Source organism: Mesorhizobium sp. WSM4832, assembly GCF_055811115.1.
The window spans coordinates 248,195-261,178 of record NZ_JBVVQH010000001.1; the positions used below are offsets into that span (position 1 = coordinate 248,195).

The following is a 12,984-nucleotide window of genomic DNA, read 5'->3' on the forward strand; positions in this document are numbered from 1 at the left end:
TCTATGGGATCGTCAACCCTTCCTGCCGTGCCTTGTTTAGTATTTCTATCAACACCTCGCACTGCCGCTCGGTTGGCACACGACCCGGCAGCTGGGAGGCGACGTTCAATATCCCGATCTCCCGTTCAGTAAGCATTCGCCGTGCCGTCATCTGGCGGCATAGGTCGCGCCACATGCCACCTGGTATTGCAATCACCTGACTTTGTGCTTCAATCCCGTTGTCGATCCGCTGTGTCTGCCTAGCCGTCCTAGCGTCAAATCTCGTATCATCCTGACCTGAAAGAACTGACCAGAAATCATCAGGCAGGATGCCGGCAATCTCATCTGCTTTGCCAAGCAGGCGTGCCCAACAACCATCCTTCTTCGCCCATTCCGAAATGTTAGAAATACCCTGCGGAGGATGGATGATGTCGTCATTCACGGCACCTGACACGTTCTCAAGGGCCTTGGTCATCTTTTCGTCGATACTCTGGTTGTTCCATATGCGCTGAAAGTCCAGCGATGCGCTGCGCCTTTTTGTGATTTCACCGAGCATTGCCAGCGTGTAGGCCACGATATTGGCGCGATAGCCGCCGTTGTACCATGGTTGATCCGAGACGAGCTTTTCGGTCGCCCGGAACAGAATGCCGCGTGCAATGGCTCTCTTGAAATACAGCTCGTTAAAGCCGTCCGACGACTTCTCCCACTCTTTGCCGATACGCTGTGCATATTTTGCGAAGTTCTTCTGACCCCCAAGGTTTACCCATTTCGGATGATCGTCGAAGACGTTCTCGAACTTGGCGAGATCGGTCTTCGTAAACATCTGCGGTTTAGGGTATTCGGCCTTGAACCGTTTCTGCTCGCCCGGGGTAAGTTTGGATTGCGCATCGATGTACTGGCCTCGGGCGCGTTCATAGAACCATTTTGTCTCGCGCTGCGCTCCCTGCTCCGCAGGAGCCCAGATACGACGCGAGAAATCCGCCATCCGGACATGGAAAGGATGGTTGGAGAAGAAGTCTGCTGCGTTCACCCTGTTCTGGGTGTTCGCGTACTCGGAGATGCGCGGTACAATCATCTCGCTCTGCTCACTGTCGATGACAGAGAGCTTCATCTGGACAAATATGCCGGAAAGATCGGCCTTATCGCGACGGTGCGTATGGTACAGTGAAGCCGTCGTCTGTCCGCCGTTGACGATCTGCAGGTCAGTCATTCCGGTAATCTGGAGATGACCATCCTTCAACCGCGTTTCCACGGCCTGCGCGGTGGCAGTCACGCCGTTGTTATAGGCGAAGAACATGTGCGGCTCGTTGAGGATCGTGGCCCTGATCCCCTTGTTTACTTGGGCGCGTGCCTGAAGGAACGTGCGGACGTTCTGCTCAAGCAACCGCGCACTGTAACGATCGTACAGCTTCGTCAGCATGGGCGCGGGCATCACGATCAGAAATGACTGGTACGAGCCGTCGCCGAGATTGGCAGGCAGGCAGTTGATGCCATCTCCAAATAGTTCGACGAAATCGATATTCAGCGCCTCCTTGTGTCCGCGTGAGCTGCGTTGACGCTGGAAGCGGGCAATATCCCAGATATGATAAGTTGCGCGGACGCCACCGACATCGTTGTCGGGAATGGCCTGAAAACGGTCGCTGAGAGTCCTCTCCGATACCAGATAGAAGTTAACCTGCCGGAGACCGTCTTTCCGTTCGGAGATCTGGCGGACGAGCCCGAATTCGGGGGTTGTCACATCTGGCCGCAGTGTGCCTTCTAGGCTGGCCTCAAAGAAATTCACGACGCGCTTGAAGGCGACATCCACGTCCGTGCGGGTCAACGTCTCCAAGGTGCGGCGGCAGTCGAAATCAGCGACAAAAACGTCGAGCGTGCCTTCGTCATTGAACCAGTAACCGTCAACCCGCATGCCCTTCGGTGCGCGATACGGACAATGTTCGAAACCTTCGACAAAGCCGGTTTCAATCAGTTCGTTGGATACAGCATCCATGAACGCTTCAAGCTGATAGGTGCTTCCGGCTTCTGCGTCTGCAAGCGTCTCCTGCCTGAAATCGTGAAAAAATTCCTCAACCGTCTGTTCCATAGTATCCTTCGAATACACTGTCTGAATCGCACGCGTAGTTTTCTATGCTTTCCAGCTTGATATCGTAACCGACCCGCCCCACTCCCTCCGGTATTCCAGAGCGAACCAGGCGCGGAAACTCCCCCTCCACCCTATAGGTCTGAATATCCGAAACGATGAACAACGGCTCGTCATACTCGGGCAGCGGCGCATAGGGGTGAGCCACAAGTTTGCCATCGAAACCTTCCACGGCTTCCGCGCTGTCGAGCTGGTACTGTACTTCCTCGACAATCATGTTCAACGAGCGGGCAGAGGGTGAATCAGGCGCGCTGCTGATCCTGTAGATACGAAGAAACAGGTTATCATTCAGCGATTCCAGCTGGTCCTCTGAGGAGATGCGAACCGTACTTCGCTCTGTTCCCGAGAGCGATTTAATCTCGACTGCTGTATTGCCGTAGATGAAATCTTGATGCGACTTCTCTGGCCCCTTCCAGGCTTCAACAGCCCGCGCTGCCCCAACACGTGAGATGAGTTCGATAAGGTAGATCAGTTCCGCAAACAGCCCGCGCACCTCCTCATCTGAGAGATGTTGTGCACGGCCGGACATGAAGGTCTTCCAGCGACGGAGATGTGAGAGGGCAATGGACAGGGAACTTGTCGAATTGTTCGCATTTTCAAGCGCCCTTGCCAGAGTACGGCAGAGCGCCTCGAACAGGTCCCGGTCGGCCTGTTTCTCAAGGGAGAGAACCAGGCGCTGACCACTCTTCTCAGTGCGGAGATCGACCTCAAGTCCCTTCACGATAACCTGATGTTTCCGGAATTCAGCAGAATGATCGCCGTCAAGTTCTATGACGAAAAGGCACCGCCCGGCGGGGTCTTTCGCCCAGAAGCATGGGACAGCCATATGGGCTGCCAAGCGCAGAACATTATAGTCTGAGGCCGGCATCGCAATCTGATCCCAAGGAGACGCCTCAGTCGTCAAGTTCATCTCCATCATCGATGTTTTCATCGACTTGCGCGCGGCTGTTCTGTTCCATCCAGACCTTGTTGGCGACCACCGTGATCGAGGTACCGCTGCCATCGTAAGGGAAGCTGATGCCGAACGTGGCAACAGGATTCGGAATGTCTTCAAGGTTGCGGGCCTTGAGACTGTGTATCATAAGCAGCGGCTTGTTCCGGACGGCACGGAAATGAGCATCGGAGGGTTTCCCGGAACCACCTTCCTTGACCAGTACCTGTGCTGCGGCTTCAGCCTGCTCAATCTGTTTTGCCGTCAGGCCGAGACTTTCATCACCCCGTGACGCAACGCGATCCTTGTTGAGATGCCATCCTTTATCCTTGGGCTGGCCATCCCCTACCTTCCGGAGCTGATGCTTCAAACGATAAGGCAGCTCTCCGCCTTCGCCTCCCGAAGGCGAGATCAGCAGAATATCCCCCAGAGGATACTGCTTGGAGATCGCGTGCAGATATTCAATGGCGAACTCCTTCTCCTGCTGCCAATCTCCGTGCGTCTCGAAACGGAGGAGAAAATCCTCGATCGTTCTGGCAGGCACATCGCGGGCAATGAAACCCTTCCTGTCGGTGTCCTCCAAGCTGCCGTCAAATCCGCGCTTCCAAAACTCCTCGATCAGCGCAAAGTTTCTTTTATTTACGGTCTCGTCGATCGATACTGTGTATGCTTCCCGCAGGCAGCCTGAGAGGCTCTGTTCAAACGTCACTTCTGTGCCAGTTCGCATTTTATTCCTTGCGGTGATAAGCAGACTGTCCGGGTGCTTCATCACATAGAGACCGAAATCTCTCGGGCTCTTCTTCAGTTGCCGCATCCGGTAGATCTGTTCCATCAACTCACCTGAAGAGCGCGCGATATGTGCGTACCAGTTGATGGAATCCTGAGACAGGTAGACGCGGCACAGATCCTCGAAATTCGGTCTGTAACCGAACCAGCGCCCCATCTGCATCAGCGTATCGTACATCTTGGTGTTGCGGTACATGTAGCTGATGGTCAGGCCTTCGATCGTAAGGCCGCGCGACAGGCTGAGACCGCCGACGGCAATTGCAGTCAGTCCGACTCCTTCTTTCTCATACTTGCCGAAATCCAGGTCATCCTCGCTCTTGCTGTTGATGACATAGAGGTGGAGATGTTCGAACACGTTGTTCAGTTCAGCTTTCACCTGCTCCCAGGTGCAGCCGCTTGAGGCGTATTCCTCATCGAAAGCAGCCCTCAGTTCCTGCATGTAGATGTTTGTTGAGGAATGCGATTCGGGCATCATGTAGTTTGCCTTGACGGCTTCTCTGATTTTTCTTTCGCGCAGGCTGATGAAGTCCCGGACCGCCTTCTGGATCGGCACGAACCGGGAGACATTGACCATCATCGAGCAATGCTTCTTTCGCTGCCCCCGTAGGTTGCGAATTGCCCGGGCCACAATGAACTGGTTCAGTGCACGATAAAGGCTTGGGGGCAGTTCGGAGACCCTGTCGTCCCTCTTGTGAGAAAACGGAAGCAGGTCCTCGCAGTCGGTAATCGTCTTGACGATGCCGTCGCTTGTCTCGTCATTCAGAAAAACCTTCTCCGCTCCGAAATACGTTGTCGGCGCGTCAAGGCAGTAGATGAAGTCTTTCGGGAACAGTTCCTCCCGCACCTTCTCATCATATGCATCGGGGTCAATAAAGATGTTTGCAAACGGTGTCGCCGTGTAGCCGACGTAGCAGGATTTGGCGAAGAGGCTCAGAATATTTCTGATCTCGGCGTTGGTCCGGGTCGGGTTCACATCCTCTTTGTTCGTGTTGACAGAAGCGTTATCAGCCTCGTCGTCGATCATCAGCATCGGAACATCCGAGATCAACCCATCGCCGGTAGCGTTCAGCTCCCGCAGCCATTTGTAGAGAGCCGTCAGCGTCGTGACATTCTTCTTGATGATTAGGATTATCGGCTTGCTGAAGTCATTGATCTTCCAGCCGCTCTTCTCCGCCGTATTCTTATTGAAGTCCCCGTCGACGGTCGTCAGCGTCGCAGGGTGGGGGTAGTTCTGATTGAGTCCGACACCGATGCTCTTTCTGTCCGCCGGGTCACTCGATCGGCCGATGAAGGCTTCATCAATGCGCTCCTGGGTCTGTTTGCGGAGATTGTTATGGATGCCGGCGATGACGATGATGAATTTGTAACCAGCGTCGGCAGCCTTCGCGATCAACCCGGTATAGTTCGCGGTCTTACCGGACTGCACGTGGCCGATGACTAGGCCGCGCCGGTCCCAACTGCCTCCTTCCTGCGGGTTCTGCAGGAGCGCGAGTATTTTTCCGGTTACATCGCTGAGAGACTGGACCATGGGTTCAGCCCAGCCATCCTGCTGGAGATAGCCCTCATAGGCGTTCGAATAGGTCCACTTTATATCCTCACGCTTCCGCACCCACTGATCGTCGTGCGTTGTGTTCGGATCAATGAGCGAGACGCCGGCATTCATCCGGGTCACGATCGATGTCAGAGCCTCATTGACGACGTCCTGAAGCTCGCCCGTGTAGTTGAAGAATGGAGCCATTTGCTTCGCGAGGTCTTCCACCTCCTGAAGCGTCGGTATCTGTTCGCGATTGGAAAGCGCGGCGATAAGGCCGTTCCTGAAATTCTTCTCTTGTGTGCCGCTGTCGCCGCCGCTCATGCAAATGCCTCCCTCATGAATTTTTCCGCCGTCTCCATCTGGTTGTCGAACAGCCGTGTCGATCGGACAATCTGAAGGAATGCCTTCGGATCACCCGGTCCCTGCCCATAGAGCGCGCTGCGCAGCCCTTTAAGGCGCTCGATCACCTCGTTTTCGCTGGCAGGCACCTGCACCACGTCTCGCGGGTTGGTGGAATAGTCGGAATAGATCATTTCCACCGGCAGTGACGCGCCGATAGATTCCAACAGGACATGCAGAGCGCTGATGTCCTCCTGAGACAGCCGCGCATTAAGTGACTGGATAAGAGGATGCTGCAGATTCACGGCGAAGCGGATGCCGCCATGGTCAGCGTACCGCTCCCAGAGGGGAGCCTGCGTTTCCTGGAAGAGCTTCTGCCCGCGTCCACGATGAACAATGACGCTTCTGGCTGTAATCTTAGCGATGATCTGGCGCAGGCGTTCCCGCACCGCATGCGGCGGTCTTGCTCGCGCCTTCTTGATATCGATGGTCCAGTCCTCATCAAGGCTGTTAGGAAAATCGATCTGGACGCGCGCAAGTTTGGTGGCTTCGCCTTTAGGAACAAGGCGGAACCAGTCACCCCATGCCATCAGTCGGCCGCTGCGGTAGATATAGGCCCCCTGATTGGAAATGAAATCGCTGCGGTCCTGATAGAAATCATACTCGGATGCCGAGAGGCGGCTGTGATGCGGCAGGATGTAGGGTTGCATATGCACCGCCTCATCGTCGATCCAGACCGTCTCGGCAGGAAGCATCTGCGTCGCTTCATTTTTCCGACAGAACGGGTCGAAGGCCGTGACGGGGTGTCCGTTGATCCGGATGCTGATTTTCCTGCGGCCTTTGACATCGCCCGAAAGAAACCGGTGGAAGACCAAGGACAGATGCCGCTCGACGACGGCAAGTTTTTCGTTGACGATCTCATCGCGCCTGTTGCCGGTCTCATCCTCAAAGAGCCGGTCTAGGTCACGCCAGACGACGATCGTGCTGGTGTCTCCCATGGTCTCGACGAAGGGTAGCGCGGCGATCTCATCCGGATCGAGGATCGATATAAACCAGTCATCTTCATCCTCGACCTTAGCCAGATCCCATTCCGCTCCGGCTCGCACGCCTTTCTGAGCGCTGGCGACCGTGAGCCTGCGACACTGTGAGAAGGAGGCTGTCTTCAAACCGAGTCCGAAACGCCCGAGGTCCTTCGGCTCGCGCTTTTGCCGGGGGTCTTTCGAGCCGTGGCGCATAGCGGCGATGACTTCCGCCTCGCTCATGCCCCGTCCGTTGTCAGCGATCACGAGGGCCGGAGGATTGCGACTCATATCGCAGAATATCTGGATATCAGTTGCATCGGCCGAGATGCTGTTGTCGATCAGGTCGGCGACGGCGGTCTCAAGGGAGTAACCCAAGTCCCGGAGAGATGCCGAAAGACAAGCCGCGCTCGGCGGAAGATGATGCGACTTTGCCATTCAATCTCCTCTGATCGTTTTCGACAGACGGGTGACGACAGCCTGTGGATCAGACTCCAGATCGCATTCCCAGACTGTGAGAACCATCCAAGCAGCTTCCTCTAACGCAGCTTTGTTGCGGGCATCGCGCTCGACATTACCTTTGAACTTGGCAGCCCAGAAATCGGTGCGTGTGGATGGCATTGTCGCGTTCCGGCATCCCGGATGGCGGTGCCAGAAGCATCCGTGAACGAAGATTGCGATACGGTACTTTGGAAGAACAATATCCGGCCTGCCCGGAAGGTCCTTCGCATGGAGGCGGAATCTGAATCCGGCCCGATGCAGGAGAGAGCGCAGAAGCAGCTCTGGCTTTGTATCGCGCCCCCCGATCCGCGACATGTTCCAGCTGCGGTGCTCATGCGTCAGCGTATCTGTCATTGAGCCTCCTCCACCTGGTCAAGGACGTCCGCAATAATATCTGCGATCTGCCCGGCGAGATAAGGCGGCACCGCATTGCCCACTTGGTGATATTGAGAGGTTCGGTTTCCAAGGAAGCGGTAATTGTCCGGAAACGTCTGAAGTCTAGCTGCTTCGCGAACCGTGAGACTTCGGCACTGGAGAGGGTCATAATGAATAAAGTAATGGCCATCTTTGGAAATATGCGACGTAACGGTCGTAGAAACTCTGTCGGCGAGTTGTACTCTAAAGCGATCCGCGAACATTTCACCAGCCACGCCCTCGAACACGTTTTCGTGGGCTGGCAATAAAACCGATGGAAAGTTTGCAAGTTTCGGACTTTTTCCAGTTATTTCCGCGAACACAGCTGCGTACATATATCGGCGCAGATCAGATGCCATGTGCCCGCGCGCCTCGTGACCATCAAGGATGGTCAGCAATGGATCACAGACGAGCGAAAGTGCATTTGACGGCCGTTTTGGCTGTGGAATGTATTGTCGATCTGCTGCCTCTTTAGGCCAGTCTGCGTCCTCTCCAAGAATGACTTCGATTTTACTCTTGATAGCCCCTGTATACTCCGACCCATTCAGATGGCGCACCACTTCTTTCGGTTCAAGTTGCGCTATGGCCGCGCGCCAGTTTTCAGGTGAATCAGGTGTTCGCGACAACCGGCTACGGATACGCGGCAGGTCACCAATCATTTCACGAACAGACGGAGCGCCCTGCGGCGCAAGCAGAGCAGGACGGATATTAAGGTCACTTCGGATGCCGACAATGAACATCCGATGTCGCGCCTGCGGGACACCGAAATCCTCGGCCCGAACGACGAACAGCCGGGGGTCCACCTTACCGCCGGGTTCCTCTTCCTCAACAAGAGAATAGAGGCGATAGGTAACGTCGTTGGATCGCTCGCGCAGCGCCCTCGACGGATTTTGAAGGTCTTCCACGATCCGCGAAATCATCAAGACGCCCTCGATCGTCGCCGACAGAAGGCCCTTCACGTTCTCCATGACGAACACGGGAGGCTCATGATCGGCAATGATCCTTAGATACTCCTTATACAAAAAATGCCGTTCGTCCTTTTCGAACTCAGGATTGCTGCCCATTCTGGAACGGCCGACGAGTGAGTAGGCTTGGCATGGAGGTCCGCCGACCAGAGTCCAGCGCTGTCTGTCCTTCAACTTCTTCTTAAGGAGGCTGCGAACCTCGACGTTGCTCTGGGCACCGAGTGTTATCTGGCGCGCACTGCTCTTGGCAGTTTGGTATTCCGCAGGATGCGCCTCATAGAGGCCGTCGAGCGTTATCTGCCCTGCAAGGTATCGATAGTAGTCTTCCGGGAATTCGTCATCGCAGAACGAGTGAATGAAATGCCGCAATGTTAGTGTTGCGTGGGCGTCACTATCCTTCTCAATCGCTAAGGCACTTTTGTAGCGCACGCCTCCGTTCGCGGAGCGACGCGACAGGAAACCTTCGCCAAGACCACCAGGTCCGGCGAATATGTCGACGACAAGATGTGGTCTCGGACTGCTCGACATCACCGACCTGACAATTGAACGAAGGCCAATCGCTGCTTCGACGCGAAGCGCCTTTCGACAAGCGATAGACTGAGTCCCCCTCGTAAAACTAGCGACTACTTGCCGGCAATACCAGAACTGGCTAGTGGCTTAACTTGGAAATTTACACTCGAAACGAAAGCGCTCTGGCGCACCCGACAGGATTCGAACCTGTGACCTCTGCCTTCGGAGGGCAGCGCTCTATCCAGCTGAGCTACGGGTGCTTCCCAGAAACCGGAAAACGAACCGGCCGGTGAGCCGGCCGGCCACGGCTTCTTAGCGGAAGCCGCACCGGGCTTCAACGGGCAATCGGCGATTATGCGGCGCTTCCCCTCTCCGTCTCGGCTTCGCCGAGCCACCTCTCCCCACTCCGTGGGGCGAGGAAGCCAAGCTCCTCACCCCTCCACCTTCGCCGTCTTCCGCCTCACCGTGCCTGTCGCCCGCTTCTGCTTCTTCGCGCCGGCCAGCTCGTGCATCGCATCCAGCTGCATCTGCTGCATTTCGGCCAGGCGCTGCCATTGGCGCGAGATGAGGTAGTCGAGCTTTTCGTGCAGGTGGCGCACTTCAAGCTCGGCCTTCAGGTTCACCCGGTAGTCGTTGAAGGAGCGCAGCCGGTCTTTGGCTTCCTGGCGCTTCTGGCTCATCATGATCACCGGCGCCTGGATGGCGGCGATGCAGGAGAGGAGCAGGTTGAGCAGGATGAACGGGTAGGGGTCGAAGGCGTGCGCAAGGCCGGCGACCAGGTTGATGCCGATCCAGACCAGAAGCACGGCGCCGAACGAGATCAGGAACCACCAGCTGCCGCCGAACTCGGCCATGTTGTCGGACACGTGGTCGGCGAAGGAGCGGTGCTCCTCGAACTCCTCTTCGGAGTTTTCCGAGATCGTGTCTTGCCTGGCGATCGATTCCACCACCTGGCGGTCGAGCTCGGAGAACTCGCCGTGCTCCTGCTGCAGCAATTCCTCCATGTAGCGCATGCGGTAGCGGCCAAGCTCCTCGCGGCTGATGCGGGCGCCGCGCGGCAGGTCGGGATGGTCGGAGCGGATGCGGTCGGCGAGGCTCGGCCGCAAATCGTCGATGCGCACCAGGTCGCGCTTGCGGAATTTTCTGCCGCTGATTGCCGAGGGTTTCTTCTTCGGCTTGATCCGTCCAGGGATATGCGGCTCGGAATCCGGCACTTCCGGCGCTTCGAGGATCTCGTCCGACGCTTCGTGCGCGTCCTCCGCCACGGTCTCGGCCTCGAGATACTCGCCGGCCACGTCGTTCTCGTTGTCTGCCTGCTTCTGCGCCTTGGGGTCGCTGGCCATGCTCAGTGCTCCTGTTCCAGGCTTTGCGATACGATACGCCAAGCCGGCGGCATATCCATGGTGAGTGTGTATCTGGTGTGACGGAACAAGTTCTTGTGATTGGCTGGTGCCGTCGGGGCGCAAACCTTAGCGGAGAACGCAAACCGCACGGACTGGCGAGCAACGGCCAATCTCCGGAGTCCGCGCTGCCCCTCATCCGCCCTTCGGGCACCTTCTCCCCGTATAGTGACGGGGAGAAGGAGGCTGGCTGCCGCGTCGGCGCCTTTCTCTCAACGTTGGTGATTGGCGAAATCATCGAAGAGAGCGCCCCCTCTCCCCGTCACTATACGGGGAGAGGATGCCGGCAGGCAGGTGAGGGGCGGCGCCGGCCACGAACGCCTTGATACCCGGCCTGCTTTGGAGGGCATGCCACCGCTATTTGAGGTGACAACAAAGTCTCGCTGGAGCAATCATCCGTCCCGGCTGGCCTTGATCCATATCAAGCCGACCCCTGTGGTTGGCCTGATAGCGAAATTATATCGGGATCAGGCCTGATCGCTCGCAGGACCAGGCTCCCGCCACCAGGGGCGCCCGTCGCCCCGCAAAACAGGGATCGCCACCATGTACAAGAAAATCCTGATCGCCAGCGATGGCTCGGAACTCGCCCAGAAGGGTGTCGCCCACGGGCTGGAACTGGCCAAGGGCCTCGGCGCCGCCGTCACCTTCGTCACCGTCTCCGAGCCGTTCCCGACTTTGGCCTGGGGCGGCGCCATGGCGGGCTATGTCGCCGCCGACGAGCTCACCAATTACGAGGAAAGCGCGCGCAAATATGGCCGCGAGGTGCTCGACAAATGCAAGGCCGAGGCCGATGCGAAGGGCGTCGGCTCCAAGGGCATCCATGTCGAGAACAAGGCGCCCGCCGAAGCGATCCTCCAGGTCGCCGGTGCGGAGGGCAGCGACCTGATCGTCATGGCCTCGCACGGCCGCCGCGGCATCGGCCGCCTGGTGCTCGGCAGCCAGACCGCGGAAGTGGTGTCGCTGACACAGATCCCGGTGCTGGTGGTGCGGTAGGTCTACGGATAGGGCGGCGCGCCACTTTCAGTTCGTCATTCTAGGGCGGAGCGACGCGAAGCGTCGCGCAGACCCTGGAATCCATGCCGTTACACCTGCCGAGGAATGCGGTGGTGCAGAAAGAGGCCGCCTAGGCTGGCGCTCCGGTGCCATTGTCTGCATCGCGGTGACGCTTACAGGTCACGGCATGGATTCCAGGGTCTGCGCGCGTCGCTTCGCTCCTTGCTCCGCCCTGGAATGACGAAGGAACGGGCTTCGCCGTCCTTCAGGCATCATTCCGGAAGAGTGGCAGGCGCTCCTCTCGACCGCTCTACTGCGCCGGCAGCAGCGGCGAGCCGGGTGACGCCAGGTCCGGCGACGGGAAATCGGACGCCGGCAGGCCGGGCAGCCCCGACGCGGGCGGCGGCGACCCGGGCGCCGGCAGGCCGGGAAGCGCCGAGCCCGCCGGCTGCTGGGCGTACATCAGCCGCGGCTGGGCATCGGCGGTCGTGGGCCCCAGGCTCCTCTGGATCAGCGCCTCGACATGGTCGTTGCGCTGGCGCGCGCTGACGGCGCCCATCACCACCACGATCAGGTGCCGTCCGTCGGCATTGTAGGAGGTGACGATGTTGTAGCCGGAGGCTCTTATGTAGCCGGTCTTGATGCCGTCGACGCCGCGCACCCGTCCCAGCATATCGTTGTGGCCGCGCACCAGCCGGCCGCGGAACATGAAGTCGCTTTCGGAAAAATAGTGGAAATGCTGCGGGAAGCGGTGCTCGAGCGCGATGCCCAGCACCGCCATGTCGCGCGCGCTCGTCACTTGGCCGTCGTCGGGCAGGCCGCAGGCGTTGCGGAAGCTCGTGCTGGTCATGCCGAGCTGGCGCGCCTTGGCGGTCATCATGGCGGCAAACTGGTCCTCGCTGCCGCCGCCGAGATATTCGCCCACCGCCACCGCCACGTCGTTGGCCGACTTCACCACCATGGCGCGGATGGCGGAATCGACGTCGATCGTCTCGCCGCGCCGGAAACGCATCTTCGTCGGCGGCTGCGAGGCGGCGTGGTCGGAAACCGGGATCCGCGTCTCCTTGGTGACGCGGCCGCTCTGCAGCGCCTCGAACAGCATGTAGAGCGTCATCATCTTGGTCAGCGACGCCGGATAGCGCTGCGCCGTCGAGTTGACCTCGAACAGCGTCTTGCCGGACGAGGCATCGACCACGATCGCCGCGTATTTCTGCGGTTGCGCCGGCACGGCCAGCACGCTTTCCGCCGGAGCCGTGGTGCAGCCGGCGACCAGGAGCAAAACCGCGAGCGCGGCGATCAGTTGTCGGAGGAGCGGAAAGGGATGGGGCAAGACTGTTCTAAAGCTGTTGCTGAGATGCGGCGAAGCTAACGTAACGCATAGGCCGCGTCCAACCGGTTAACGGCGACATCAAGGCATTTGCCCAGGTTTTGTGGGTTAGCCGCCTTGTCCCCGCAAACGGCAGGCAATCACAT

9 protein-coding genes and 1 tRNA gene are annotated in these 12,984 nt (G+C 58.1%); 1 reads left to right on the forward strand and 9 read right to left on the reverse strand.

What is annotated here, in order from left to right; translation table 11 throughout:
• Position 1 precedes the first annotated feature (1 nt).
• From AC0L2L_RS01220 to AC0L2L_RS01255, 8 genes are all read right to left on the reverse strand, one after another.
• Positions 2-2,062: an AIPR family protein gene (locus AC0L2L_RS01220; RefSeq protein WP_473575604.1), complete on the reverse strand. Its 2,061-nt coding sequence runs from the start codon at positions 2,060-2,062 to the stop codon at positions 2-4.
• Positions 2,046-3,038, reverse strand: coding sequence for a PD-(D/E)XK motif protein (locus tag AC0L2L_RS01225; RefSeq protein WP_473575606.1), 993 nt, complete (start codon positions 3,036-3,038; stop codon positions 2,046-2,048). The genes AC0L2L_RS01220 and AC0L2L_RS01225 overlap by 17 nt, the downstream gene beginning before the upstream one ends.
• Positions 3,013-5,691: a Z1 domain-containing protein gene (locus tag AC0L2L_RS01230; protein ID WP_473575608.1), complete on the reverse strand. Its 2,679-nt coding sequence runs from the start codon at positions 5,689-5,691 to the stop codon at positions 3,013-3,015. Before AC0L2L_RS01230 ends, AC0L2L_RS01225 begins: the two co-directional genes overlap by 26 nt.
• The gene (locus tag AC0L2L_RS01235) at positions 5,688-7,166 is read right to left on the reverse strand and encodes an ATP-binding protein (RefSeq protein ID WP_473575610.1); all 1,479 of its coding nucleotides are present in this window, start codon (positions 7,164-7,166) and stop codon (positions 5,688-5,690) included. The genes AC0L2L_RS01230 and AC0L2L_RS01235 overlap by 4 nt, the downstream gene beginning before the upstream one ends.
• The gene (locus AC0L2L_RS01240; protein ID WP_473575612.1) at positions 7,167-7,583 is read right to left on the reverse strand and encodes a very short patch repair endonuclease; all 417 of its coding nucleotides are present in this window, start codon (positions 7,581-7,583) and stop codon (positions 7,167-7,169) included.
• Positions 7,580-9,037, reverse strand: a complete 1,458-nt coding sequence (locus tag AC0L2L_RS01245) for a DNA cytosine methyltransferase (RefSeq protein WP_473575613.1) — start codon at positions 9,035-9,037, stop codon at positions 7,580-7,582. The genes AC0L2L_RS01240 and AC0L2L_RS01245 overlap by 4 nt, the downstream gene beginning before the upstream one ends.
• Positions 9,038-9,301: 264 nt before the next feature.
• Positions 9,302-9,378 (reverse strand) — tRNA-Arg (locus AC0L2L_RS01250).
• 171 nt (positions 9,379-9,549) lie between these two features.
• Positions 9,550-10,461: a DUF1003 domain-containing protein gene (locus AC0L2L_RS01255; protein WP_473575615.1), complete on the reverse strand. Its 912-nt coding sequence runs from the start codon at positions 10,459-10,461 to the stop codon at positions 9,550-9,552.
• A gap of 600 nt (positions 10,462-11,061) precedes the next feature.
• Here AC0L2L_RS01255 and AC0L2L_RS01260 point away from each other — a divergent pair.
• Positions 11,062-11,511 carry a universal stress protein gene (locus AC0L2L_RS01260; protein ID WP_473575617.1) on the forward strand — a complete coding sequence of 150 codons (450 nt, stop codon included), beginning with the start codon at positions 11,062-11,064 and terminating at the stop codon, positions 11,509-11,511.
• A gap of 310 nt (positions 11,512-11,821) precedes the next feature.
• On the opposite strand, the gene AC0L2L_RS01265 is transcribed toward AC0L2L_RS01260, so the two are convergent.
• Positions 11,822-12,841, reverse strand: coding sequence for a D-alanyl-D-alanine carboxypeptidase family protein (locus tag AC0L2L_RS01265; protein WP_473575619.1), 1,020 nt, complete (start codon positions 12,839-12,841; stop codon positions 11,822-11,824).
• Between the last annotated feature and the right edge of the window lie 143 nt (positions 12,842-12,984).